The sequence below is a fragment of the Pseudoduganella violacea genome (genome assembly GCF_014191875.1).
GTDB lineage: Bacteria > Pseudomonadota > Gammaproteobacteria > Burkholderiales > Burkholderiaceae_D > Rugamonas > Rugamonas violacea_A.
This window is the reverse complement of record NZ_JACHXD010000008.1, coordinates 190838-215581: the sequence shown is the minus strand read 5'-3', so window position 1 is coordinate 215581 and position 24744 is coordinate 190838. Positions and strand designations below refer to the sequence as shown.

The 24744-nt window shown below is 65.8% G+C and carries 17 protein-coding genes and 1 pseudogene; 8 read left to right on the top strand and 10 right to left on the bottom strand.

Annotated elements, in window-relative coordinates; genetic code table 11:
- Nucleotides 1–7 precede the first annotated feature (7 nt).
- Genes FHS03_RS15665 through FHS03_RS15650 form a run of 4 tightly spaced genes read left to right on the top strand, consistent with a single transcriptional unit; the run spans nucleotide 8 to nucleotide 3133 of the window.
- Entirely contained in the window at nucleotides 8–1048 is a 1041-nt protein-coding gene (locus tag FHS03_RS15665) for a PLP-dependent aminotransferase family protein (protein ID WP_183441877.1), read from the top strand.
- Nucleotides 1045–1824 carry a GIY-YIG nuclease family protein gene (locus FHS03_RS15660; RefSeq protein ID WP_183441876.1) on the top strand — a complete coding sequence of 260 codons (780 nt, stop codon included), beginning with the start codon at nucleotides 1045–1047 and terminating at the stop codon, nucleotides 1822–1824. Before FHS03_RS15665 ends, FHS03_RS15660 begins: the two co-directional genes overlap by 4 nt.
- 26 nt (nucleotides 1825–1850) lie before the next feature.
- On the top strand, nucleotides 1851–2408 hold the full coding sequence (locus FHS03_RS15655) for a hypothetical protein (protein WP_183441875.1): 558 nt from the start codon (nucleotides 1851–1853) through the stop codon (nucleotides 2406–2408).
- Entirely contained in the window at nucleotides 2405–3133 is a 729-nt protein-coding gene (locus FHS03_RS15650) for an amidohydrolase family protein (RefSeq protein WP_183441874.1), read from the top strand. Before FHS03_RS15655 ends, FHS03_RS15650 begins: the two co-directional genes overlap by 4 nt.
- On the opposite strand, the gene FHS03_RS15645 is transcribed toward FHS03_RS15650, so the two are convergent.
- The 6 genes from FHS03_RS15645 to FHS03_RS15620 all read right to left on the bottom strand — a co-directional run bounded on the left by FHS03_RS15645 (nucleotide 3090) and on the right by FHS03_RS15620 (nucleotide 11464).
- Complete coding sequence (locus FHS03_RS15645; RefSeq protein ID WP_183441873.1) at nucleotides 3090–4478, bottom strand: sigma 54-interacting transcriptional regulator; 1389 nt, start codon at nucleotides 4476–4478, stop codon at nucleotides 3090–3092. The two genes, FHS03_RS15650 and FHS03_RS15645, sit on opposite strands and share 44 nt — an antisense overlap.
- Nucleotides 4479–4580: 102 nt before the next feature.
- On the bottom strand, nucleotides 4581–6008 hold the full coding sequence (locus tag FHS03_RS15640) for a DUF1501 domain-containing protein (protein ID WP_183441872.1): 1428 nt from the start codon (nucleotides 6006–6008) through the stop codon (nucleotides 4581–4583).
- Between the two features lie 8 nt (nucleotides 6009–6016).
- Nucleotides 6017–7723 carry a DUF1800 domain-containing protein gene (locus FHS03_RS15635; RefSeq protein ID WP_183441871.1) on the bottom strand — a complete coding sequence of 569 codons (1707 nt, stop codon included), beginning with the start codon at nucleotides 7721–7723 and terminating at the stop codon, nucleotides 6017–6019.
- 211 nt (nucleotides 7724–7934) lie between these two features.
- The gene (locus tag FHS03_RS15630; RefSeq protein WP_183441870.1) at nucleotides 7935–10190 is read right to left on the bottom strand and encodes an arginine/lysine/ornithine decarboxylase; all 2256 of its coding nucleotides are present in this window, start codon (nucleotides 10188–10190) and stop codon (nucleotides 7935–7937) included.
- Nucleotides 10191–10324: 134 nt separating this feature from the next.
- Entirely contained in the window at nucleotides 10325–10945 is a 621-nt protein-coding gene (locus tag FHS03_RS15625; RefSeq protein WP_183441869.1) for a DUF4337 domain-containing protein, read from the bottom strand.
- A 30-nt stretch (nucleotides 10946–10975) separates the two neighbouring features.
- On the bottom strand, nucleotides 10976–11464 hold the full coding sequence (locus tag FHS03_RS15620) for a dihydrofolate reductase (RefSeq protein WP_183441868.1): 489 nt from the start codon (nucleotides 11462–11464) through the stop codon (nucleotides 10976–10978).
- Between the two features lie 278 nt (nucleotides 11465–11742).
- Between FHS03_RS15620 and carA the strand changes: the two genes are divergently transcribed.
- The 4 genes and pseudogenes from carA (at nucleotide 11743) to FHS03_RS15600 (ending at nucleotide 19254) form a co-directional block, all read left to right on the top strand.
- Complete coding sequence (carA, locus tag FHS03_RS15615; protein WP_183441867.1) at nucleotides 11743–12900, top strand: glutamine-hydrolyzing carbamoyl-phosphate synthase small subunit; 1158 nt, start codon at nucleotides 11743–11745, stop codon at nucleotides 12898–12900.
- Nucleotides 12893–16055 (top strand): annotated as a pseudogene (carB, locus tag FHS03_RS15610) (carbamoyl-phosphate synthase large subunit); the annotation flags it as partial. The gene carA and the pseudogene carB, both read left to right, overlap by 8 nt.
- A gap of 707 nt (nucleotides 16056–16762) precedes the next feature.
- Nucleotides 16763–18523, top strand: coding sequence for a methyl-accepting chemotaxis protein (locus FHS03_RS15605; RefSeq protein WP_183441865.1), 1761 nt, complete (start codon nucleotides 16763–16765; stop codon nucleotides 18521–18523).
- A 104-nt stretch (nucleotides 18524–18627) separates the two neighbouring features.
- The gene (locus tag FHS03_RS15600; RefSeq protein WP_183441864.1) at nucleotides 18628–19254 is read left to right on the top strand and encodes a DJ-1/PfpI family protein; all 627 of its coding nucleotides are present in this window, start codon (nucleotides 18628–18630) and stop codon (nucleotides 19252–19254) included.
- A 6-nt stretch (nucleotides 19255–19260) separates the two neighbouring features.
- Here FHS03_RS15600 and FHS03_RS15595 read toward each other — a convergent pair whose 3' ends face one another.
- Genes FHS03_RS15595 through FHS03_RS15580 form a run of 4 tightly spaced genes read right to left on the bottom strand, consistent with a single transcriptional unit; the run spans nucleotide 19261 to nucleotide 24739 of the window.
- Complete coding sequence (locus FHS03_RS15595; protein WP_183441863.1) at nucleotides 19261–20232, bottom strand: thymidylate synthase; 972 nt, start codon at nucleotides 20230–20232, stop codon at nucleotides 19261–19263.
- A gap of 48 nt (nucleotides 20233–20280) precedes the next feature.
- Nucleotides 20281–21780, bottom strand: coding sequence for a DEAD/DEAH box helicase (locus tag FHS03_RS15590; protein ID WP_183441862.1), 1500 nt, complete (start codon nucleotides 21778–21780; stop codon nucleotides 20281–20283).
- Entirely contained in the window at nucleotides 21777–22874 is a 1098-nt protein-coding gene (locus FHS03_RS15585; protein WP_183441861.1) for a threonine aldolase family protein, read from the bottom strand. Before FHS03_RS15585 ends, FHS03_RS15590 begins: the two co-directional genes overlap by 4 nt.
- 14 nt (nucleotides 22875–22888) lie before the next feature.
- Nucleotides 22889–24739 carry an ABC transporter transmembrane domain-containing protein gene (locus FHS03_RS15580; protein WP_183441860.1) on the bottom strand — a complete coding sequence of 617 codons (1851 nt, stop codon included), beginning with the start codon at nucleotides 24737–24739 and terminating at the stop codon, nucleotides 22889–22891.
- Nucleotides 24740–24744 lie beyond the last annotated feature (5 nt).

Sequence of the window (24744 nt, the reverse complement as noted above, 5' to 3'; positions counted from 1 at the left end):
GCAAGGCATGGCGGACTTCAGCAGCGCCCTGTATCTGGGCATGCACCACGCCACGCCGCAACTGACGCCGTGGCGGCAACTGAGCCTGGGCAAGCCGGCCGCGCTGGCCGAGCCGCCTGGCGCGCGCGAGCTGGCCGGTGAGCTGGCAGGCTTGCAGGGTTGTGCGGCGGCGAGTCTGCTGCCCTCGACCCTGCATTTGTTTTTCGACCTGTTCCGCATGCTGGCGCGCGCGCGCTGCACGGTGCTGGTGGACGGCGGGGCGTATCCGCTGGCGCGCTGGGGCGCTGTCTGCGCCGCCGCGCTGGCGCCGGAAAGGATGCAGGTACAGCCGTTTGCCGCCGGTTCGCTGGCGGCGGCGCGGCGGGCGGCGCGCCATTGCCGCGAGAGGGGGCGCATGCCCGTGATCCTGGCCGATGGCTACACGCCGGGCGCGGCGCGGCCGCCGCCGCTGGCGCAGTACGCGGCGCTGGCCCAGGCCATGGGAGGCTGCCTGGTGCTGGACGATACGCAGGCTCTGGGCGTGCTGGGGCGGCACGGCGGTGGTTCGCCGCGTTTGCACCGTTTGCAGGGCATGCCGGTGCTGGTGGGCGCCTCCCTGGCTAAAGGTTTTGGCGTGCCCTTGGCCGTGCTGGCGGGGCCGGCGCCGGCGATCGAGCGGTTTGAGGCCGGCAGCGCCACGCGCCTGCATTGCAGCCCGCCCTCGCTGGCGCAGATCAATGCCGGCCGCCGTGCCTTGCTGCTGAACCGCAGTTGCGGCGACGGTTTGCGTGGCTTGCTGCGCCAGCGCTGCCGCCAGTTTCGCAGCGCCCTGGCGCTGGCCGGCTTGCGCTGCGAAGGCGGTGAATTTCCTGTGCAGCGCGTGGTGCTGCCAGCGGGCTGCGACGGTTTCCGCTTGCAGGAAGCCTTACGCCGCCGGGGCGTGCAGTGCCTGCTGCAGGATGCCGGACGGCGCATGGCGCTGATGTTCCTGCTGCGCGCCGACCATACGGTGCAGGAGGTGGCCCTGGCGGCCATGGTTGTTGTTTCGTATATGAAGGAGCTAGCATGAATCAGCAATTCGAATCCCTGCCATTCGCACCGGAGCTATGGGAGCTGGAAGGCGAGATGTATGGACGGCGCTCGGCACGGGGCGGCGGCATGGCCGGTGGCCGCGCGCTGGTCCAGCCGCGCAGCCGAGGCAACGCGCGCGGCTTGGCCGCCGGTCCACGCGGTTCCGCTCCGCGCGCGCCAGGACGGCTGCCGCCCTGGCCGGCGCCCCATCCGCGCTTCCGCCAGCGCCATCCGCGGCCAAGGCCTGACTACGGCGGCAGCTGGCTATATGGCCCGTATGGCTATGTCTTGCGCGATCCCTATGCCACGCTGGAACCGGCTTCCATGCCGGACGATGGCTATGCGGACGACGCGCAGGACGACGACGGCTATGAGGTGCCGCCCACGCTGGCGGCCACCCTGGGTCGGCTGCCAGCTGCCCAGCGCCCCAGCTATGTCGCCATGGGCAATGTGGCCAGCGCGCTGGCCGATCCGCGCACCGCGGGCGCCGGCTTTTACCTGATCGAATTCACCGTCAACGGCCAGCGCCGCGCCTATAGCGGCCAGACCGACAATCTGCGCCGGCGCCTGCAGCAGCATGCCTTGTGCGGGCAGATGATGGGATTGCCGCTCAGCGCGCACCAGGTGTATATCGCGCCCAGCGGCATCGGCGATGCGCAGCGCCGCGCCATCGAGCGCCGCATCCACGACGATATGTTCCGCAGCAGTCCCGGCGTGCTGACCAATCAGCGGCGCGAGCTGGAACTGGAAGTGCTCGGCGAAATCTGGACTTGAAGTTGGACTTAATCGAGGAGAACAGCATGTACAAATCGGACTGCGGCTGCCCATCCTGCCGCGCCAAGGCGGCGGGCGGCTTCGAAATCATGGAATTTGGCCGAAGCGAAAGATTGTTCAGCGAAGCGCAGGAAATGGCGCTGGCGATGGAGCTGCTGTCCGTCTCCAGCGAAGCGGAGCTGGAACAATTCCTGGGCAATGTGTTCAAGAGCGTGTGGAAGGGCGTGAAGAAAGCCGGTTCCGCCATCGGCAAGGCGGTCAAGCCCCTGGGCGGCGTGCTGAAAGGCGTGGCCAAGCAGGCCTTGCCTTTTGTCGGCGGCGCGCTCGGATCGATGATACCGATACCCGGCGTCGGGACGGCGCTGGGCTCGGCCCTGGGCGGCGCGTTGGGCAAGGCGCTGGAGCTGGAGTTCGGCGAACTGGCGATGGAAGAGCGCGAATTTGAAATGGCGCGCCGCTTCGTGCGCATCGCCGGCAGCGCGGCGCGCGCGGCGGGCGAGGGTGACGGCAGTCCGGCCGCCGTGCGCCAAGCCTTGCTGCAGGCGCTGCGCCAGCACGCTCCCCACTTCGGGACCTGGACATGATCGTCGATTGCCACTGCCATGCGGGGCCGGGCGACGGCTTGAGCGGACCATGGGACAGCGATACCGCGCTGTCGCGCTATCTGCCGCGCGCCGCCCGGGCCGGCATCGACCGCAGCGTGCTGTTTGCCAGCTTCCATTCGGATTATGCGCTGGCCAACGCCGCCGTGGCGGAGATCGTGGCCGCCGCTCCCGGGCGCCTGCTGGGCTTCGCCTTTGTGCACGCCCGCCGCGACCGGGGACGCATCGCGGCCATGGTGCAGCGGGCGGTGGAGCGTTATGGCTTTGTCGGCATCAAGGTGCATCGCCACGATGCGCGCATCAGCGGCGAGGTATGCGAGGCGGCGCGGCGTTTCCGCCTGCCCGTGCTGTATGACCCGGTGGGTGAGGTGGCGGTGGCCGAGCTGCTGGCCGAGCAATACCCGGACGTGAATTTCATCCTGCCGCATCTGGGCAGCTTCGCCGACGATTGGGCCGCGCAACTGGCCCTGATCGACCATTTGGCGCGGCATGCGAATATTTATGCCGACAGCGCCGGCGTGCGCCGCTTCGACCTGCTGCGGCAGGCCGTGCGCCGCGCCGGCCCGCACAAGCTGCTGTTCGGTTCCGACGGCCCCTGGCTGCATCCGGCGCTGGAGCTGCACAAGATCCGCCTGCTGGGATTGCGTCCGCGCGACGAAGCGCTCATCCTGGGTGGGAACTTGCTGCGCCTGGCGCATCTGGACTAGTTTTCGCACTGTCGGCCTGGGCCTTGCGCCGCAGTTGCAGGGCGCGGTCGGTCACGCCCAGACGCAGCGCGGCGCGCTGGTTATTGCCGTCCTCCTGTTCCAGCGCCAGCCGGATGGCCGCGTCGGCCGCCGCCTGGCCGATGCGGCCCAGGCTCTGGCCCCGGTCCAGGGCGTGGCGGATGGCCGCCATGAATTGCGCGTCGGGCCAGGGCGGCTCGCCGGCGGGGCGCTCGTCGGGCGGGATGGCGCCCAGGGTGATCGGAGCGGGGCCGCAATGGCGGTGCCAGATGCGCGCCACGGTCTGGCGCAGTTCGCGCACATTGCCGGGATAGTCGCGCGCCAGCAGGTAATCGCGCAGCGCCGGGTCCAGCGCATAGTCGCGGCCAGCGGCCAGCTGGCGCAGAAAATGGCTGGCCAGCGCCAGGATATCGCTGCGCCGTTCGCGCAAGGGCGGGGTGCGGCAGCGCCAGGCCGCGATGCGGTAATACAAGTCCGCGCGAAAGCCGCCGCGCGCCACTTCGGCCTCCAGCTCGCGGTTGGTGGCGCACACCAGGCGGAAGCGGCTGGGCTGCCAGGTATTGCTGCCCAGGCGTTTGTATTTCTGCTCCTGGATCACGCGCAGCAACTGCGCTTGCATGGCCAGCGGCAGTTCGCCCACCTCGTCCAGGAACAGCAGGCCGCCGTCGGCCAGCGCGAAGGCGCCGTCGCGCGCCTGCACGGCGCCGGTGAAGGCGCCCCGCTCGTGGCCGAAGAACTCGCTGCCGGCCAGCTCGGGCGCCAGGGTGGAGCAGTCGAGCACGGTCAACTCGCCGGCTAGTCCGCTCAGGCGGTGGATGGCTTGCGCGATCAAGTCCTTGCCGGTGCCCGTTTCGCCGGTGATCAGGACGGAGGAGGTGGTGAAGGCGGCCACCTCGACGACGCCGCGCAGCAGGGCGCGCCAGCAAGGGCTGTCGCCGACCAGCAAGCCGCTGACGGCGGGCGAAGCGAGCAGCGCTTGCACCGCATGCCAGCGCTGCAGCCGGGCCAGCACTTGCGCGCCGCATGCCTGCGCGTCGGCCCATAGCAGCACATCGCAGGCGCCGGCTTGCAGCACACGCCACATCGTGGCCGGACTCAGCGGCTCGCAGCCGACCGCCAGCACGCAGGCCGAGGCGGCCAGGGCACGCAAGCGCTCCAGCAGCGCCGCATCGGCCTGGGCGAAGACCACGATGCCATAGCCCCCGTCTTGCGGCTGGGCCTGCACGTGCACGGCTGCCCGCAGCAGTGCCTGGCGCAGCGCGGCCGCCGCGCCGGCCGTGGACGGCTGCGCCGGATCGCCATTGTGCAGCCATACCGCGAGCGCCATACGGCCCCCTGCCTGGGTTGGAAAAACGCCGCCAAGCCGTGTGGCGGCGCCTCCCTAATATAGGCGCGGCGACTGGCGCGGCTTTGAGCCGCCGCAACCGTATCAGGCCATGAAGCCGAGATTGCGGCTATTGAAATTACCCAGATTGGGAAAGATATCGCTGAGCTGGCCGGCGGAGACGCCGAACCAACTGGCCAGCGTGGCGCCATACTGTTCCACCGAAAACTGGGGCAGCAGCACGCCCTGGCCGACCTCGTGGTCATGGCCCAGGCCGATGGGCGGGAAGGCCCCGTAGAGATTACGGCCCCGTACCGCGCCGCCCAGCACGAAATGGTGGGCGCCCCAGCCATGGTCCGTGCCGTCGCCATTGCTGCTCAGGGTGCGCCCAAAGTCGGAGGCCGTGAACAGCGTGACCTGCTCGCGCAAATTGCTGCCACGTAGATTCGCCATCAGACCGTCGAAATACGCCAGGCCATGATCGAGGCGCGCCATCAGCTCGGCATGCCGGTTGCGCTGGAAATCGTGGGTGTCGAAGCCGCCCAGATGCACAAAGAACACTTGGCGGCGCATGCCCAGCGTGGCGCGGCCGGCGATGATGCGCGCCACCGTGTGCAGTTGCACGGCCAATGGGTTGACGCGCGGCGCGCCGGCGTCAGGACTGAAATAGTTGCCGGGATTGGGGACACCGCCCGGCCCGGCTGGCGCATACGCCGCGCCCATCAGGGCTTGCGCCTCCAGTGCGCGGCGCATCACGGCGGCGTATTCCTGTTCCAACAGGTGGCTGTGCGGATTGCTGATGATGGCCCGCAGCGGATGGCGCGCATTGGCGAAGAGCGGCTGGTCGAGGCGGTTGACGGGCAGCGCGCCTTCGGCGCTGATCTGGTACGGCGTCAACAGCCGGCCCGCGCCAAAGACGGCATTGCCGGCGGTGGAAATGCAGGTGAAGCTGGCCTGGCTATTGGCCGAAGCCAGCAGCTCGCCCAGGCGGCCGCCCCAGCCGTGCGTCGCGCCCTCGGGCTGGCAGGATTGCCACATTGCCTGCTGGTCGTTATGCGAAAACAGCTTGGGCGGCAGCAGCGGGCCGCGCCGCAGATAGTCGGCGCGGCTGGTCGGCGCCAGCAAGGTGCCCACATTCGCCACCACGGCCGCGCGTCCGGCATCGAACAAGCCGCGCAGCTGCGGCAACTGCGGATGCAGGGCGAAGCTGCGCCCGGCGTGTGGCGTCGCGGGCGTCAGCGGCAGCACGCCGCCCGGCTGGCCTGGTGCGGCCAGCGCGATCGACATGCCGCCGCCGGTATTGCGCGCGCCCTGGTAAGCCGCCCAGGAAGCGCGGTCGGTGGCGAGCACGGTGTTGTAATGGTCGTTGCCGCCGCCCAAAAAGACGCAGACCAGGGCGCGGTAATCGCTGGCCGAGGCGGCGGCAGCGGCATGGATGGCTGCCAGATTCAGGGCCATGGGCGTGGCGGCGCCGCCGGCCAAGGTCAGCAGGGACGAAACGAAGCGCCGGCGTGCCGGAGAAGTAGGGGTCATGGCTATCCTTATTTCTGCACCAGGTATTCGGGCGAACTCATGGCAAGGTAGATGGCCAGGTGCACACGGTCATATTGTTTGTCGCTGATATAGCGCGCCTGGCTGGCGCGGGCCGGCACGGGCACATTGTTTACGGCCTGCACGATCTGCTGGCGCAGGCCCGGTGACATGGCGCCATTGAGCAAGAGCAGATTGAGCCGTTCCACCAGCTGCTCCGGCTGCATGGCCAGGGGGAATTCGTTGCGGTAATCGGCGCGGATATCGTAGTCCCGGCCCAGACCATGGGGAATGGCAAACTGCATATAGTTCAGATAGCCGATGACTGAAGGCTCGGCCGTGATCTGGAACTCGGGCGCGACCAGTCCAGCGGCGGCGATGGACGAATTGGGCGGCGTGTAAGCCGGGCGATAGAAATTGAAGACCGTCGGCGAACGCATCGCGGTCTGGCCCAGAGCGCGCACCGGATCGTCCAGATGCCACATCTGGTAGTAGCCCGATTTCGATGTGGCGTTGAACGCGCGCATCCAGTTCGCCAGGCGCAGCACCGGCTCGCGCAGCTTGCCGCCGCTATTGCCGCTGGGGGGGCGGCGCGCCTCGGCATCGAGCAGGATGGCGCGGATCACCGCCTTCATATCGCCGCGCACACCCTTGCCATTGTTGTTGAAGGCGGCCGCCACGCGGCCCACATAGGCGGGACTGGGATTGCTGGTCACCAGGCGTTGAATCAGCTGGCGGCCAATGAAGGGGCCGACATTCGGGTGCGCGGCCAGAATATCCAGCGCGGCTTCCAGTTCCACGTAGGGGTTGCCGTCGCTGATTTTCCGCCCCAGCACCTGCTTGCTGCCGCTGGAATGGAATTCGGGATAGGGCTGCATCGGCTCCCAGTCGCGGTTCGGGGCCGCGGTGCGGCCGTAGAAGCGCGCGGCCGCCTTGTCCGGGCCGGCCCAGCTCCAGCCGGTGAATACCTTGGCCAGCCCGGCCACATCCTCGTTGTCGTAGGTTTCGATGGGCCGGCCGCCGGACAGCTTCAAGCTGCCGTCCTGGTTCAGCTCATACAGGCCGATCGACATCAGCTGCATGATCTCGCGCGCGAAATTCTGGTCCGGCAAACGGCCCGGCGCTTCCTTCTGGTTGCGCAGATGGGACATATACAGTCCCATCATCGGATGCAGGGCCACCGCTTTCAGCAGCTGGCGGAAATTGCCGAAAGCTTGGGTGGCCAGCATATCGTAGTAGCTGGCCACGCCGCGCGGGTTGGCGCCGACGTTATCATCCAGCATGGAGATCACGAAGATTTGCGATAGCGCGAATGCCATGCGCTGGCGCAGCTGGTCTTCGCCGCGCACGGCCTGCTGCCAGAAAGAATCGTACACATAGTAGTCCAGCGCCTTGCCGCCGGTACTGCGGGCCTCGACAAAGCTGCGGTGGTAGCGCTGCGGTTTGCCGAACTGGTTGTCCAGCCAGGCGGCAGGGCCGAGCTTGGCTGCTTCGCTGATGGACTGGCTGGTCGGGCCGAAACTGGCCTGGGCCAGGAAGCGTGAGGCCTCCTGGGGCGTGATGGATACGGCGGCCGCCATCGGGGCGGCGCTGCGCTGGCCCAGGCGGGATGGCGGCAAGGCCTCATCGTGCTGGGGTGGACGGTCCGTGCTGCCGCCGCAGGCGGTCAGCAGGAGAACGAACGTGATGCTATACGGGCGAAAACTGGGCGCGGGCATTTTTAATTTCTACAATATTGCAACGCGCAAAATTCTAAATTGCTAGCCGTGCCTTGGGGTGAGGCAACGCCCAATCGTGCGCCGCAACAAAGCTGATCTTTTTGATAGTAGAAAAAGAAAAAGGCAGCCCGAAGGCTGCCTCCCACGGCCCAGCCCGTGTCCACCTTGGTGCCTGGCACCAAGGTGGACACGGGCTGGGCTATGTGCCGCTTTATTGCTTGACGCAGTCGACGAAGTAGTCGCGCTTGCCGTTCACTTCGCGCTTGACCAGGCCGTGCACGTCGGTCTCGAAGCCGGAGAAGCGTTCGTTGAAGTCGCGCGCGAAACGCAGGTAGTCGACGATGGTCTTGTTGAAGCGCTCGCCCGGAATCAGCAAAGGAATGCCGGGCGGGTAAGGCGTCAGCAGGATGGAGGTGATGCGCCCTTCCAGGTCGTCGATCGCCACGCGCTCGATTTCGCGGTGCGCCATCTTGGCGAAGGCGTCGGATGGCTTCATCGCCGGCACCATGTCGGACAGGTACATCTCCGTGGTCAGGCGCGCCACGTCGTAAGCCTTGTAGAAGTCGTGGATCTGCTGGCACAGGTCGCGCAGGCCCATCTTCTCGTAGCGCGGATTGGCGGCCGAGAACTCCGGCAGGATGCGCCACATCGGCGCGTTCTTGTCGTAATCGTCCTTGAACTGCTGCAGCGCGGTCAGCAGCGTATTCCAGCGGCCCTTGGTGATGCCGATGGTGAACATGATGAAGAAGGAGTACAGGCCGCACTTCTCCACGATCACGCCATGCTCGGCCAGGTACTTGGTCACGATGGACGCGGGAATGCCGGTTTCGCCGAACTGGCCGTCCAGCGACAGGCCGGGGTTGACGATGGTGGCCTTGATCGGATCGAGCATATTGAAGCCCGGCGCCAGGTCGCCGAAGCCGTGCCATTCCTTGCTCTCTTCGGTGAAGATCCAGTCTTGCTGCGAGCCGATGCCTTCCTCGGCGAAGCTGTCCGGACCCCAGACCTTGAACCACCAGTCCTTGCCCCATTCCTCGTCGATCTTCTTCATGGCGCGGCGGAAGTCCAGCGCTTCCAGGATGGATTCTTCCACCAGGGCGGTGCCGCCCGGCGCTTCCATCATGGCCGCGGCCACGTCGCACGAGGCGATGATCGAGTACTGCGGCGAGGTCGAGGTGTGCATCAGGTACGCTTCATTGAAGGCGTCCTTGTCCAGCTGCACCGACTCGGAATCGCGCACCAGCACCTGCGAAGCCTGGGACAGGCCGGCCAGCAGCTTGTGGGTCGACTGGGTCGAGAAGATCAGCGACTCCTTGGCGCGCGGACGGTCCTTGCCGATGGCGTGCATGTCCTTGTAGAAGTCGTGGAAGGTGGCGTGCGGCAGCCACGCTTCGTCGAAGTGCAGGGTGTCGATTTTCCCGTCCAGCATTTCGCGCAGGGTTTCCACGTTGTAGACCACGCCGTCGTAGGTCGACTGGGTGATGGTCAGGATGCGCGGTTTCTTGTTGGCGGCGTCGCGCGCGAACGGATTGTTCTCGATCTTGCGCTGGATGCTCTCCATGCTGAACTCTTCGAGCGGGATCGGGCCGATGATGCCGAGGTGGTTACGGGTCGGCATCAGGAAGACAGGGATCGCGCCGCACATGATGATCGAGTGCAGGATCGATTTATGGCAGTTGCGGTCCACCACCACGATGTCGCCGGGGGCAACCGTGGAGTGCCACACCATCTTGTTCGAGGTCGAGGTGCCGTTGGTCACGAAATAGCAGTGGTCGGCGTTGTAGATGCGGGCGGCGTTGCGCTCGGACGCGGCCACGGGGCCGGTGTGGTCCAGCAGCTGGCCCAATTCTTCCACGGCGTTGCAGACGTCGGCGCGCAGCATGTTCTCGCCGAAGAACTGGTGGAACATCTGGCCGATCGGCGATTTCAGGAAGGCCACGCCGCCGGAGTGGCCGGGGCAGTGCCAGGAGTAGGAGCCGTCGTTGGCGTAGTGCACCAGGGCGCGGAAGAAGGGCGGCGACAGGCTGTCCAGATAGGACTTGGCTTCGCGGATGATGTGGCGCGCCACGAATTCCGGCGTGTCCTCGAACATATGGATGAAGCCATGCAGCTCGCGCAGGATATCGTTGGGGATATGGCGCGAGGTGCGGGTTTCGCCGTACAGATAGATCGGGATGTCGGCGTTCTTGTAGCGGATCTCTTCGACGAAGGCGCGCAGCGACTTCAGGGCCGCATCGGTTTCCTCGACCGTGCCGCCGCCGAATTCTTCGTCGTCGATGGACAGCACGAAGGCCGAGGCGCGCGATTGCTGCTGGGCGAACTGGGACAGGTCGCCATAGCTGGTCACGCCCAGCACTTCCATGCCTTCTTTTTCCATCGCGGCGGCCAGGGCGCGAATGCCCAGGCCGGACGTGTTTTCAGAGCGGAAATCCTCGTCGATGATGACGATGGGGAAACGAAATTTCATCTAAGTCTCCAAAAGAGGAACGCCCCGGTCGATTGCTTTACCGGGGCGGTGCGGGGCGCTGGGGTGCGCCAAAAAAATAAGAACGGGATTCTCGCAGAAAATGTGGCACTGCGGGAAAATAATTTGCAAGCGTTTCAGTGGCCGGCGGCCGCGCCGCCGAACTTGGCCAGCAGGGTCCCGATCGGGTCCACATGCAGCCAGGCGAACAGGCCCAGGGCGATGCCGCCGGCGGCCACCACATAGGTCGCGCCCTGCAGCCAGCGGCGGCTGGTCAGCAGGGTGATGGCGGCCAGGGAGATGGCGATCTGCTCGGCCGTCGTCGCCAGCGCCCACTGGTGGTGCTGGTGCAGGGCGGCGTCGGACTTCTTGTCCCACTCGGCGGACTTGGCTTCCCACTCCTCGGCTTCCTTCTTGATGCCTTCCTTCTCGGATTTATAGCGGGCCACATCGGCCTTGTACTTTTCCGGATCCACATTCGGCAGCGTCATTGCCAGTTCGGCAAGATTCTGCTTGTTCGACTTGGCTTGGTAGTAATTCCAGCGGTTGGCCGCCTCGGTCTTGGCGATGGCGGCATTGTTCTTGAACAGGGCCGCATCGTTCTGCGTGGCCCCGCCCTGGTAGCCGAACATGGCGCCGATGGTGGCCAGGATGGCGGTGGTCACGGCGATATTGCCGGAGAATTTGTCGCTGCTGTGTGCCGCGTGCTCCACGGCGTGGTCGTGCGGGCCGTGGACGTGAAAACCGTGTCCGGACATGGGGGGCGATCCTCTGTTGAAAAGTAAAAATCAGGCCGACTGGCGGCGCAGGGTCAGGAAAGAGTAAGGCAGGCCGGCATCGCTGCAATGCTTGATGCGGCCGGTTTCGCGCCATTCGCTCTTGTTCAGCGCCGGGAAGAAGGCGTCGCAATCGAAGCTCTGGCCGATCTCGGTCAGTTCGATCTGGTCCACCAGGGGTAGGGCTTCGGCATAAATCTGGGCGCCGCCGATGATGAAGGCCTTGGCCTCGCCATGCAGCAGGCGGCGCGCCGCCTCCAGCGACGGCACGGCTTCCACGCCCTCATGGCGCCAGGCGGCATTGCGCGTGACCACGATATTGCGGCGGTTGGGCAGCGGGCGGCCGATCGAATCGAAGGTCTTGCGGCCCATGATGATGGCATGGCCCGTGGTCAGGCGCTTGAAGTGCGCCAGGTCTTCCGGCAGGTGCCAGGGCAGCCGGTTGTTGATGCCGATGCCGTTGGCGGCGTCGGTGGCGACGATGATCGTGAGCAGGGTCATATAAGTAAAGGTTAAACAGGGCAATGAACCCGCGGGAGGCAATTATATCGCCGATTTGTTTCCACTCTGTGAAGCTTGTTTCAACACCATGTTGCGAAAGTGATGCATGGAAATATCAAGTGATTATTGTTGCGCCTACTATTTTCAGCGGGGTGACTTTTCGAGAGTTTCATGCTGTGTTCTCTAACGTATTGTGAATCTGCGCGGCCACGCATTCATGAACTTGGAAAACGGCAAGAACCCTTGCCAGTACTGCATAAACGCGAAGGGAGTCACTAATGAAGCATCCTCTCACGCATCGATCCGCGAGCGCGGATCATGCCTACCTGGCACTGGCGGATGGCACGGTGTTCCGTGGCGTGGCAATCGGCGCGGCCGGCCGGACCAGCGGCGAGGCCGTGTTCAATACCGCCATGACGGGTTACCAGGAAATCCTGAGCGACCCCAGTTACAGCAGGCAGATCGTGACCCTGACTTACCCGCATATCGGCAATACTGGCGTCAATCATGAGGATGGCGAATCGGCGCGCATCCACGCCGCCGGCCTGGTGGTGAAGGATGTGCCGGCCCTGGCCTCGAATTTCCGCAGCGGTCAAAGCCTGCAGGACTGGCTGTGCGCGCAGAACGTGGTAGCGATCGCCGGCATCGACACACGCAAGCTGACCCGCATCCTGCGCGACGGCGGGGCGCAGTCCTCGGCCATCGTGGCGGGCGGCACCGAGCAGGAAGCGCTGCAGCTGGCGCGCGCCTTCCCCGGCCTGAACGGCATGGACCTGGCCTGCACCGTCAGCACCGGGCAGGCTTACGAGTGGCATGAAACCGAGTGGCGCCTGGGCGCCGGCTTCGGCGTGCAGAAAGCGCCGCGCTACCATGTGGTGGCCTTCGATTTCGGCGTCAAGCAGAACATCCTGCGCATGCTGGCGCAGCGCGGCTGCCGCGTCACGGTGCTGCCCGCGCGCGCCGGGGCCGAGGCCGCGCTGGCGCTGAAGCCTGACGGCGTCTTCCTTTCCAATGGTCCCGGCGACCCCCAGCCCTGCACCTACGCCATCGAGGCGGCGCGCCAATTGATCGACATCGGCATTCCCACCTTCGGTATCTGCCTCGGCCACCAGATCATGGCGCTCGCTTCCGGCGCGCGTACCATCAAGATGAAGTTCGGCCATCACGGCGCCAACCATCCGGTGCAGGACATCACCAACGGCCGCGTGATGATCACATCGCAAAACCATGGCTTTGCCGTCGATCCCGAATCGCTGCCGCGCAATTGCCGCGCCACGCATATATCCCTGTTCGACGGCTCGCTGCAAGGTTTCATGCGCATCGACCGTCCGGCCTTCTGCTTCCAGGGCCACCCCGAAGCGTCGCCCGGCCCGCACGACCTGGCGCCCCTGTTCGACCGCTTCATTCACCTGATGGAGGATCAGCGCAATGCCTAAACGTACCGACATCAAGCGCATCCTCATCATCGGCGCCGGTCCCATCGTCATCGGCCAGGCCTGCGAGTTCGATTACTCCGGCGCCCAGGCCTGCAAGGCGCTGCGCGAAGAGGGCTACCAGGTGGTGCTGGTCAACAGCAATCCGGCCACCATCATGACCGACCCGGTGATGGCCGACGCCACCTATATCGAACCGATCACCTGGGAAACGGTGGCACGCATCATCGCCAAGGAAAGGCCGCAAGCCGTGCTGCCCACCATGGGCGGCCAGACGGCGCTCAACTGCGCGCTCGACCTGCACCGCGAAGGCGTGCTGGAACGCTATGGCGTGGAGCTGATCGGCGCCACGCCGCAAGCCATCGACATGGCCGAGGACCGCGCCAAGTTCAAGACGGCCATGAGCGAGATCGGCCTGGAGTCGGCGCGCTCGGGCATTGCGCACAGCATGGCCGAGGCCTGGGCCGCGCAGCAGAAGCTGGGTTTCCCGGCCATCATCCGCCCGTCCTTCACCATGGGCGGCAGCGGCGGCGGCATCGCCCACAATGAAGAGGAATTCCACAGCATCTGTTCGCGCGGCCTGGAGCTGTCGCCCACGCATGAGCTGCTGATCGAGGAGTCCCTGCTGGGCTGGAAGGAATTCGAGATGGAGGTGGTGCGCGACCGCAAGGACAACAGCATCATCGTCTGCTCCATCGAAAACCTGGACCCGATGGGCGTGCACACCGGCGATTCGATCACCGTGGCGCCGGCCCAGACCCTGACCGACAAGGAATACCAGATCATGCGCAACGCCTCGCTGGCGGTGCTGCGCAAGATCGGCGTGGACACCGGCGGCTCGAATGTGCAGTTTGCGCTGAATCCAGCCGACGGCCGCATGATCGTGATCGAAATGAACCCGCGCGTTTCGCGTTCCTCGGCGCTGGCGTCGAAGGCGACCGGCTTCCCGATTGCGCGTGTGGCGGCCAAGCTGGCCGTCGGCTTCACGCTCGACGAACTGCAGAACGATATCACCGGCGGCCAGACCCCGGCATCCTTCGAGCCTTCCATCGATTATGTCGTGACCAAGGTGCCGCGCTTCGCTTTTGAAAAGTTCCCCGGCGCCGACCAGCACCTGACTACCCAGATGAAATCCGTGGGCGAGGTGATGGCCATGGGCCGCACCTTCCAGGAATCCTTCCAGAAGGCCTTGCGCGGCCTGGATGTTGGCCTGGATGGTCTGCGCGGCAGCCAGTCCGGCCGCGATGTGATCGAACAGGAATTGGCGGCGCCCGGCCCGCAGCGCATCTGGTATGTGGGCGAGGCTTTCGCCCAGGGCATGAACCTGGTGCAGGTGCAGGCCCTGTCGCGCATCGATCCCTGGTTCCTGGCCCAGATCCAGGAGCTGGTGGAAGTCGAGCAATGGCTGCGGAACCAGCGCCTGTCCGCGCTGGAGCGCGATGAGCTGTTCCGCCTCAAGCAACTGGGCTTCGGCGACCGCCGCCTGGCCCATCTGCTGGGCGTGAGCGAGCACGATGTGCGGGCGCGCCGCCATGCGCTGAAGGTGCGCCCGGTGTATAAACGGGTCGATACCTGCGCTGGCGAATTCGTCACGCGCACCGCGTATATGTATTCGACCTATGACGAGGAATGCGAGGCCCAGCCCAGCGGCAAGCGCAAGATCATGGTGCTGGGCGGCGGACCGAACCGCATCGGCCAGGGCATCGAGTTCGATTACTGCTGCGTGCACGCGGCCCTGGCCCTGCGCGAGGACGGCTATGAAACCATCATGGTCAACTGCAATCCCGAAACCGTGTCCACCGACTACGATACCTCCGACCGCCTGTATTTCGAGTCGCTGACCCTGGAAGACGTGCTGGAAATCGTGGCGCTGGAAAAGCCCGAGGGCGTGATCGTGCAATACGGCGGCCAGACCCCGCTGAAGCTGGCGCTGGAGCTGGAGGCCAACGGCGTGCCGATCATCGGCACCTCGCCCGATATGATCGACGCCGCCGAAGACCGCGAACGCTTCCAGCAGCTGCTGGCCACCCTGGATCTGCGCCAGCCGCCCAACCGCACCGCGCGCAACGAGGCCGATGCGGTGCGCATGGCCGAGGAAATCGGCTACCCGCTGGTGGTGCGTCCCTCGTACGTGCTGGGTGGCCGCGCCATGGAGATCGTGCATGAAAGGGCGGACCTGGAGCGCTATATGCGCGAGGCGGTCAAGGTTTCCCACGATTCGCCGGTGTTGCTGGACCGCTTCCTGGACGAGGCCATCGAAGTCGATGTCGATTGCATCTGCGATGGCGAAGAAGTGCTGGTCGGCGGCGTGATGGAGCATATCGAGCAGGCCGGCATCCATTCCGGCGACTCGGCCTGCTCGCTGCCGCCGTATTCGCTGAGCGCCGCCACCGTGATCGAGATCAAGCGCCAGACCAAGCGCCTGGCGCACGGCCTGAACGTGGTGGGCCTGATGAATGTGCAGTTCGCGGTGCAGGCGCGCAAGATCGATGGCCGCATGCAGGATGTGGTGTATGTGCTGGAGGTGAATCCGCGCGCCTCGCGCAGCGTGCCTTTCGTTTCCAAAGCCACTGGCCTGCAACTGGCGCGCATCGCGGCGCGTTGCATGGCCGGCCAGCTGCTGGCGCAGCAAAAGATCGGCGGCGAGGTGGTGCTGGGCAGCTATAGCGTGAAAGAATCGGTGCTGCCTTTCGCCAAATTCCCCGGCGTCGATCCCATCCTCAGTCCCGAGATGAAATCGACCGGGGAAGTGATGGGCAGCGGCGCGACCTTTGGCGAAGCCTTCTTCAAGGCCCAGTTGGGCGCGGGCGTGCGCCTGCCGCGCCAGGGCCGGGTGTACTTGCGCGTGCGGCGCGGCGACCAGGCGCGTGCCGTGGCGTTGGCGCGCAATCTGTATGGCGCGGGCTTCGAGATCGCCGCCAGCCGCGTCACCGCCATGGTGATCGAGGCGGGCGAAGTGCCGGTGGTGTCGCTGGAAGACGAGGAAATCATGGCTCTGCTGGAGCGCAAGGAGCTTGCCATGGCGATTATCACGGTCGATGAAAAACGCGGCGCCATCGCCGCCTCGCGCAAGCTGCGCGTGGCGGCGATGGGCAGCGGCGCGGTGCTGCTCACCACCATCGCGGCGGCGGAGGCGGTGCTGGAAGCCTTGCCGCACGCGGAGCGCCTGACCCTGCTGTCCCTGCAGGAAATGCATGCCTGCGCCGACGCCGCGCGCCATGCGCTGGCCCTGGCCGGCCGCCAGCAGCCGGCGCCGTCCGATCTGGCGGCGGCCACGCTGCAGCTGCCGGAGCGGCGCGCCACGCGGCGCGAACGGGCCGTGGGCGGCGTGCCGCTCAAGCTCTTCATCCGCCAGCCCTTTACCGAATCCGACCAGCGGCAGCAAGCGATGGTGGCCGAGATCATGCAATTGATCGACAGCGCCAACGGCTTGCCGCATGCATTCGACTACCTGACTGGCTTGCAGGCGGAAAGCGCGGATACCTTCCGCCAGTCCTTCGAACAAAGCCAGCAGCAGGCCTTCACGCCGCAGAACTTCCGCCGCCACCGGCTGCAATTGCTGGAGCAGGCCGACGCGCTGATCAACATCCGCGTGGGCATGAGCGAGAGCAGTGCATTTGAATTGAGCTATCACATATTCAAAGGCCGCCGGACTCCTATCCTGTTCCTAGTGTGGCAGGGCGCGCCCATCAAGACCACGCTGCTGCGCGAACTCGATGATTTGTGCGACGTGACTTACATCGAGTTCGACCAGGTGGAAGAGCTGCGCGCCGGCGTGCACCGCTTTTTCCAGAAACTTTATCTGCAAGGGTAATAACCGGGAGGCGGGCCAGGCGGCCCGCCCTTGAATGTCAAAGGAGTAGTCATGTTAGCGAATCTGAAAATCAAAACCCTGGTGATCGGCGCTCTGGGCATCCTGATCGGCATGATGGTGCTGATCGGCGCCCTGGGCAGCTATAGTTCTTCGTACTCGGTATCGCTGATTCAGGACATCACGCTGCACGACCAGAAGAACGTCACCGAGCGGAACGCCATCCGGCTGGATATGGAAACCAGCCGCAGCCAGATCCTGCAAGCCTTGCAGCACAATCCGGGACTGGAATGGCATAAGCTGCATGACCATCCTTTGTCGGTGCACTTCGGCCAGATCGACGAGATCACGGCGCGCACCTCGAGCCGCTGGGAGCATTATCTGGGCAGCATCAAGACCGACCAGGAAAAACGCATGGCCCAGGACTGGTTCGACAAAAGCAATGGCCTGGGCGTGAGTTATGTGAAGGCCGCGGCGCAGGCCATCCAGGAAAATCGCTGGGATGACGCCGAGGGCATCCTGATCAAGAATATCAACCCGTCCTACCGCATCGGCGACGGCGCGCTGAAAGCCCTGGCCGAATTCAACGAGCAGACCGCCGTCGCCAACCAGGAGAGCGTGGCGGCCAATCTGCGCAATACCAGCTATACCGTGATCGGCGTGCTGCTGGTGGGTGTGCTGATCGGCAGCGCGGTCGGCGTGGTGCTGGTGCGCGCCATCTCCGTGCCGCTGGGTGAGGCCATGACCATCGCCGTGCGCGTGGCGGAAGGCGACCTGACCGGCCGCATCGAAAGCCGCAGCCGCAACGAGATCGGCGCGCTGCTGCAGGCGTTGGGCAAGATGAAGGGCAGTCTCGCTTCCATCGTGGCGGAAGTGCGCCAGGGCAGCGACACCATTTCCAGCGCCTCGGCCCAGATCGCGGCCGGCAATATGGACTTGTCCGACCGCAGCTGCGAGCAGGCCTCCTCGCTGGAGCAGACCGCGTCCTCGATGGAGCAGCTGACCTCCACCGTCAAGCAGAACGCCGACAACGCGCGCCAGGCCAACCAATTGGCCGTATCGGCCTCGGAAGTGGCGATCAAGGGCGGCGATGTGGTGTCCCAGGTGGTCGAGACCATGGGCTCGATTAATAGTTCCTCGCGCAAGATCGTGGACATCATCGGCGTCATCGACGGCATCGCCTTCCAGACCAATATCCTGGCGTTGAATGCTGCTGTGGAAGCGGCGCGCGCCGGCGAGCAGGGACGTGGCTTCGCCGTGGTGGCGACCGAGGTGCGCAACCTGGCCCAGCGCTCGGCCGCCGCAGCCAAGGAAATCAAGACCCTGATCGACGACTCGGTCAACCAGGTAGGCAGCGGTGCGCGCCTGGTCGACCAGGCCGGCGAAACGATGAAGGAAGTGGTGGCCAGCATCCAGCGCGTGACCGATATCATGGGCGAAATCACGCAGGCTAGCCAGGAGCAGACCCACGGTCTGGAACAGATCAACAAGGCTGTCGGCCAGATGGACGATATCACCCAGCAGAATGTGGCACTGGTGGAGGAAGCCGCGGCGGCGGCGGGCGCCCTGCAGGACCAGGCCAAGGGACTGAGCGAAATCGTCAGCGTGTTCAAGCTCGATGGCGAAGCGGCGCGCACCTACAGCGCGGCCGCCGTCATCGCCTCGCAAGCATTGACATCAGCCGCCGCCAAATCGCGGCCCGCCAAGGCAGCGGCGCTGCCCGCCCCCTCGGCCGCCGCGCCCATCCAGCCGCAAACCCGCCAACGCGCCACCGCTGGCGTGAAGGCCGCCGAAAAGGATTGGGAAGAATTTTAAGCGTTGTTGTGCTGCTGCTTTTAGGCCGCCTTCGGGCGGCCTTTTTTACGCCCGGTGAGGTCTAGGCAAATCGGCTATAGTGTGTTTTTTGCAAAGGGAATGCTATGAAAGTCTATCTGGCCGTTCTGAACACTCTGGCGGATTGGGAAATCGGTTTGCTTACCGCGGAGCTGAACAGCAAGCGCTTCTTCCAGAACCCTGGCATCGAATGCGAAATACTCAAAGTTGGCTTGAACAGCGCGCCCATCCGCACCATGGGCGGCATGGAGATCAAGCCCGATCTGGTGCTGGAAGCCCTGCACCTGGAAGACGGCGATCTGCTGGTGCTGCCGGGCAGCGAACTGTGGGGCGAGCCGCAGGCGGACGCTTTCCTGCGCTTTGCCAAGAAGGCGCTGGCGGACGGCCATAAAGTCGCCGCCATCTGCGGCGGCGCCGATGGCTTGGCCCGCGTCGGTGCGCTGAATGCACGGCGCCATACGGCGAACAACAAGGAGCACCTGACGGCGTCCTTCCCATCCTACGAAGGCGCCGCCCTGTACCAGGATGCACCGGCTTGGCGCGATGGGAATCTGGTGACCGCCTCCGGTCTGGCCTCGCTGGAATTCACGCGCGAAGTGCTGGCGCTGATTGGCGTGTTCAAGCCGGCAACGCTGGAAGCCTGGTTCCAGCTGTTCAAAACCCGCGAGCCGCAATACTTCCACGCGCTCGTGGCGTCGATGCAGCCGGAGTAAGCGCGCTTACACCGCCATCGGCGCCGTGATCGGCGCGTGGTGCTCATAGCCTTCCAGGCTGAAGTCGGAAGGCTCCACTTTCTCCAGCCATTCCGGCTCGTATTTGCCGGTCTTGGCGAAGTCCGGCACGCGCTCGGAGATCAGCAGGCGCGGGGCCGGGAAAGGCTCGCGCTTGAGCTGTTCCTGCACCATCTCCATATGGTTTTCGTAGATGTGGGCGTCGCCGATGAAGTAGCTGAACCAGCGCGGCGTGTAGCCGGTCAGACGGCCGACGAGGGCCAGCAGGGCCGCGCCTTCGGCCAGGTTGAATGGCGTGCCCAGACCCAGGTCGTTGCTGCGCACGTACAGGCAGAGCGAAATTTCCTTGGTGCCCGGATTGGGAATGAACTGGTACAGCAGGTGGCAGGCGGGCAGGGCAACCTGGTCCAGCACGGCCGGATTCCAGCCGTGGAACAGGATGCGGCGGCTGGACGGATTGTTGACGATGGTGTCCAGGCATTCGCGCAACTGGTCGATGGCCTTGTACATCAGGACTTTCTTGATGCCGTCTTCCTCCAGCGGCGCGACCTGGCGGAAGCCGTTGCGCAGCGCGTCGGCGATCTGCGCGCCCTGGTCCGCGTCGAGCAGCTTGTAGCCGGGCCATTGGCGCCACTGCACGCCATACACGGGCCCAAGGTCGTCCAGGCCGGTGCGATAGGGGTTGTTCAGCCACTGCTGGTTTTCGTTGGCGTTCTGGTCCCACACCTTGCAGCCCAGGGCACGGAAATCGGCCGCGCTGCGCGAGGCGCGCATGAAGGCGCACAGCTCGCCGACCACGGATTTGAAGGCCAGCTTCTTGGTGGTGACAGCGGGGAAGCCTTCCTTCAGGTCGAAGCGCATCATCGCGCCCGGCATGCTCAGGGTACGGATGCCGGTGCGGTTGTCCTGCCAGCTGCCTTGGTCGATTACGGTTTGGATCAGTTCCAGATACTGCTTCATTCAATTCTCCGAGTGTTGCCGGGCCGCGCAGGCGGCCCTGTCATATTCTTAGCGTTTGGGCGGACGTCCGCCGGCTTTACTGGCCGATTTCGCGGCCGCCTTGGCCGCCGATTTGGCGCCGCGTCCCGCTGCCATCACGACCTTGCCCTGCGGGAGGGCGCCCGTACCGGCCTGGCTGCGCGCCACGCCGCCAGGCTGAGAGCGAGCTGGCCGCGCCGGGAAGGATTTGTCGCGCGCCGGGGCGGCAGCCGGACTGGCTGGCCGTGGCTGCGCTGGGCGAGTGCTTTTCCCATTTGCCCCTGCTGCGCCTTGCGCGGGCCTTGCCGTGGCGCCGCTCTTGCCTTGCTTGGCCGCGCCGGAGCGCGGCTTGCCGCCCGCCTGGGCCGTCGGTGTGCCGGTGGAGGGAACGCGGTGGTCGGCCTCAAAGCCGTCTTCCTCAGTGCGCGGCAGCACCTGGCGGATCAGGGTCTCGATGGCGCGCAGCAGCTCCACTTCGTCGGCGCATACCAGCGAGATGGCCTCGCCCTCGGCGCCCGCGCGGCCAGTGCGGCCGATGCGGTGCACATAGTCCTCGGCCACGGTCGGCAGGTCGAAATTGACCACCAGCGGCAGCGCCTGGATATCCAGGCCGCGCGCCGCCACGTCGGTGGCCGCCAGGATCTGCACCTGTCCGGCCTTGAAGCGTTCCAACGCGCGCAGGCGGGCCGGCTGCGGCTTGTCGCCGTGGATGGCGTCGGCGCTGACGCCGGCCGCCTGCAGCGTGGCCACCAGCTGGTCGGTGCCCTTGCGGGTTTTCACGAAGACCATGACCTGGCCCCAGCCGCGCTGGCGCAGCAGGTGCAGGAACAGCTCCGGCTTGGATTTCTTGTCGGTGGTGATGACGTGCTGGCGGACCGCCTTGGCCGTGGTATTGCGCGGACTGGCCTGGATCGACAGCGGATCGCGCAGCAGTCCCGCCGCCATGCCACGGATGGCGTCCGAGAAGGTGGCCGAGAACAGCAAGGTCTGGCGCGCCTTCGGCACGGCGGCGAACACGGCGTCCAGGTCGCGCGAGAAGCCCAGGTCCAGCATGCGGTCGGCTTCGTCCAGCACCAGGGTTTGCAGCTGGTCGAGCAGCAGCGCGCCCTGGCGGTGCAGGTCGAGCAGGCGGCCTGGCGTTGCCACCAGCACGTCCAGACCCTTGCGCAGCTTGGCGATCTGCGGTTCCATCGGCACGCCGCCATAAGCGACGTAGGAACGCAACGGCAGCTTGCCGCCGTACTTGCGGAAACTCTCGTAGACCTGTTCCGCCAGCTCACGCGTCGGCACCAGCACCAGGCAGCGCACCGCATGCGCGCCGGCCTGCGCCGGGTCCATGGTCAGACGCTGCAGCAGTGGCAGGGCGAAACCGGCGGTCTTGCCGGTGCCGGTCTGCGCGGCCGCCAGCAGATCGCGTCCCGCCAGCACGGCGGGAATGGCCTGCTTTTGCACCGGCGTGGGCGTGTCGTAGCCCAGTTCTTCCAGCGTGCGCAGCAGGGGATCGATCAGGGACAGGGAAGCGAAGCTCATGCCGGGCCTCCTTCGTCCAGTGCCGCATGCCATAGCTTCAAGGCTTCCAGCACGCGCTCGTCGGCCAGCGACAGCATATTGTCGCCCACATACCATTCCACATAACTGTGCGACGGCAGCACTGAATGCGAGGCGCGGTTGAACAGCCAGACGCCATGCCGTTCGGCGATGTGGTTGCGGATTTCCAGCGCGCGTTCACGGCTGACCGGCATGTGGATGTGCAGCATATTCGCCTGCGGCCGCGCCGGATTCAGCTTGAACAGCGGGAAGCGGGCCAGCTCGCCATACAGCCATTCGGTGCGGCGCATGCAGGCCGGCAGCGCCGCCAGGCGCGCATCGAATTGCATGGCGGCGGCCACCACATACGGCGTGCGGTGGATGATATTGCCGCCTTCGCGGCGGAACCACTCCTGGGCGCGCGCCACGAAGGCGGCGCTGCCCAGCAGCAGCGCGCCGCCCAGGCCGCCGATGCCCTTGTACAGCGAGACGTAGACGGAATCGAAGCCCGCCGCCACATCGCTGAGGGGACGGCCATAGCCCGCCGCCGCTTCCCACAGCCGCGCGCCGTCCATATGCAGGTGGATGCCTTGCTGGCGGCAGTGCGCCTTGATCGCTTCCAGCTCTTCCCACGCCGGGCACTGGCCGCCGATCTCGCGCGCGGGCAGTTCCAGCGCCACGGCGCCAAGGCGGTCGGGCAGGGCTTGCAGCTCGTCCAGCGTGAAGGGGCGGAAGGGATCGCCCAGTTGCAGCGCATCGAAATGGCCTAGCAACTGGTGGTTGCCCTTCTCGTGCTTGAGGATATGTGCGCTCGGATGCAGGGCCACCAGGCGGCTGCCGCGTTCCGCGCACGCCAAGCGCAGGGCCGTGACCTGGGTCATGGTGCCGGTGATGCAGAACACCGCCGCCTCGAAGCCAAGCAGATCGGCCACCTTGCGTTCGAAGGACTGAATCAGTTCGCCCTCGCCATACACATCGTGCACGACCTGATTGGCCTCGCACCACGCCGCCATGGCCGCGAAGGTTTCGGCGGGCGTGGGCTGGCGGTGGCCGGGCAGCACCGTATGGCAGTTCTGTCGCAGTTCAGCGTCGGTCATGGTCGGGCAGCCGCTTAATGGGTAACGTGGACGTTGTGGAACTGCAGCGCCGCCAGGTTGGCGTAGATGCCGCCCAGCGCCACCAGCGACTGGTGGTTGCCGGTTTCGACGATCTTGCCGTCTTCCATGACGATGATGCGGTCGGCGCGTTGCACCGTCGCCAGGCGGTGGGCGATGATGATGGTGGTGCGGCCCACCATGGCCGCTTCCAGCGCGCTTTGCACCAGGCGCTCGGATTCCGCGTCCAGCGCGCTGGTCGCTTCGTCCAGCAGCAGCAGGGGGGGATTTTTCAGCAGGGCGCGCGCGATGGCGATGCGTTGGCGCTGGCCGCCGGACAGGCGCACGCCGCGCTCGCCGAGGAAGGACTTGTAGCCGTTCGGCAGGCGCTCGATGAATTCATGGGCGGCGGCCAGCTTGGCGGCCTGGATCACTTCCTCGTCGCTGGCGTCGGCGCGGCCGTAGCGGATGTTTTCCATCGCATCGGCCGAGAAGATCACCGTATCCTGCGGCACGATGCCGATGGCGCCGCGCAGGGTTTCCAGGTCGAGCTGCTTGATGTCCACGCCGTCGAGGCGGATGGAACCGAGCTGTGGATCGTAGAAGCGCAGGAAGAGCTGGAACAGCGTGGTCTTGCCGGCGCCGGAAGGGCCGACCACGGCCACGGTCTCGCCGGGCTTGATTTCCAGCGCAAGCTGGGCCAGCGCCTTGGTCTCGGGACGCGAAGGGTAGGAGAAGCTGACGTCATGCAGGCTCAGGGCCGCGCCGTTGGCGGCGCGCGGCGGCAGCGCCAGCGGTTGCGCGGGCGACTGGATTTCGGACTTCACCGAGATCAGCTCCAGCAGGCGCTCGGTGGCGCCGGCGGCGCGCTGCGCCTCGCCCATCACCTCGGACAGGGCACCGATCGCGCCCGCCACGATGGAGGCATACAGGATGAACTGGCCCAGGTCGCCACCCGTCATCGAGCCTTCCAGCACAGCGTGCGCGCCGAGCCAGAGCACGAAGACGATGGTGCCGAATACCAGCACGATGGCCAGCATGGTCAGCATGGCGCGGGCGCGAATGCGGTTCATCGCGGTCTTGAAGGCGTCTTCCACCGAGGCGCTGAAGCGCGCGGTTTCCTGCTTCTCGTGGGTAAAGGCCTGCACGGTCGGCATGGCGTTCAGGATTTCGCCCGCCATGGCCGAGGCGTCGGCCACGCGGTCCTGGGAGTCGCGCGACAGCTTGCGCACGCGGCGGCCGAACATCATGATCGGCAGCACGGTCAGCACCAGCAGGCCGATGATGATGGAGGAAAGCTTGGGGCTGGTCACGAACAGCATCACCAGGCCGCCCAGGAAGAGCAGCACATTGCGCAGCGCGATCGAAATGCTGGAGCCGACCACCGACTGGATCAGGGTGGTGTCGGTGGTGATGCGCGACAGGACTTCGCCGGTCTGCGTCGTTTCGAAGAATTCAGGACTTTGCTGCACCACGTGGCGGTAGACGGCAGCGCGGATATCGGCCGTTACGCGCTCGCCCAGCCAGGACACGGTATAAAAACGCGCCGCCGTCGCCAAAGCCAGCACGCTGGCGACCGCGAACAGGGCCAGGAACACCAGGTTCACATGCTCGGCGCTATGCACGCCCGCGTGCGAACCGAAGCCCAGATCGATCATCTGCTTGAAGGCGTAGGGAATGGCCAGGGTGGCGCTGGCCGCCACCACCAGGGCGACGCCGGCCATGACGAACTGGCGCAAATAGGGCTTGAGAAAAGGCGCCAGGCCCTTGAGGGCGCCCAGGCTGCCTTTCTCCAATTCGCGTGCTTCGGACTGCGGCTTGCTCGCTGCGTTGTTGGTGGCCGTATTGGCTGTGTTGCTGTTGCTCATTGTGT

What these genes read in the sequence shown, in the direction of transcription:
- FHS03_RS15645 (WP_183441873.1), bottom strand. Translation starts at nt 4,478, where the DNA reads ATGGCGCTCGCGGTATGGCTGCACAATGGCGATCCGGCGCAGCCGTCC.
- FHS03_RS15620 (WP_183441868.1), bottom strand. Translation starts at nt 11,464, where the DNA reads ATGACCCTGCTCACGATCATCGTCGCCACCGACGCCGCCAACGGCATC.
- FHS03_RS15605 (WP_183441865.1), top strand. Translation starts at nt 16,763, where the DNA reads ATGTTAGCGAATCTGAAAATCAAAACCCTGGTGATCGGCGCTCTGGGC.
- FHS03_RS15600 (WP_183441864.1), top strand. Translation starts at nt 18,628, where the DNA reads ATGAAAGTCTATCTGGCCGTTCTGAACACTCTGGCGGATTGGGAAATC.
- FHS03_RS15630 (WP_183441870.1), bottom strand. Translation starts at nt 10,190, where the DNA reads ATGAAATTTCGTTTCCCCATCGTCATCATCGACGAGGATTTCCGCTCT.
- FHS03_RS15655 (WP_183441875.1), top strand. Translation starts at nt 1,851, where the DNA reads ATGTACAAATCGGACTGCGGCTGCCCATCCTGCCGCGCCAAGGCGGCG.
- FHS03_RS15580 (WP_183441860.1), bottom strand. Translation starts at nt 24,739, where the DNA reads ATGAGCAACAGCAACACAGCCAATACGGCCACCAACAACGCAGCGAGC.
- FHS03_RS15585 (WP_183441861.1), bottom strand. Translation starts at nt 22,874, where the DNA reads ATGACCGACGCTGAACTGCGACAGAACTGCCATACGGTGCTGCCCGGC.
- FHS03_RS15635 (WP_183441871.1), bottom strand. Translation starts at nt 7,723, where the DNA reads ATGCCCGCGCCCAGTTTTCGCCCGTATAGCATCACGTTCGTTCTCCTG.
- FHS03_RS15640 (WP_183441872.1), bottom strand. Translation starts at nt 6,008, where the DNA reads ATGACCCCTACTTCTCCGGCACGCCGGCGCTTCGTTTCGTCCCTGCTG.
- FHS03_RS15660 (WP_183441876.1), top strand. Translation starts at nt 1,045, where the DNA reads ATGAATCAGCAATTCGAATCCCTGCCATTCGCACCGGAGCTATGGGAG.
- FHS03_RS15590 (WP_183441862.1), bottom strand. Translation starts at nt 21,780, where the DNA reads ATGAGCTTCGCTTCCCTGTCCCTGATCGATCCCCTGCTGCGCACGCTG.
- FHS03_RS15625 (WP_183441869.1), bottom strand. Translation starts at nt 10,945, where the DNA reads ATGTCCGGACACGGTTTTCACGTCCACGGCCCGCACGACCACGCCGTG.
- FHS03_RS15665 (WP_183441877.1), top strand. Translation starts at nt 8, where the DNA reads ATGGCGGACTTCAGCAGCGCCCTGTATCTGGGCATGCACCACGCCACG.
- FHS03_RS15650 (WP_183441874.1), top strand. Translation starts at nt 2,405, where the DNA reads ATGATCGTCGATTGCCACTGCCATGCGGGGCCGGGCGACGGCTTGAGC.
- FHS03_RS15595 (WP_183441863.1), bottom strand. Translation starts at nt 20,232, where the DNA reads ATGAAGCAGTATCTGGAACTGATCCAAACCGTAATCGACCAAGGCAGC.
- carA (WP_183441867.1), top strand. Translation starts at nt 11,743, where the DNA reads ATGAAGCATCCTCTCACGCATCGATCCGCGAGCGCGGATCATGCCTAC.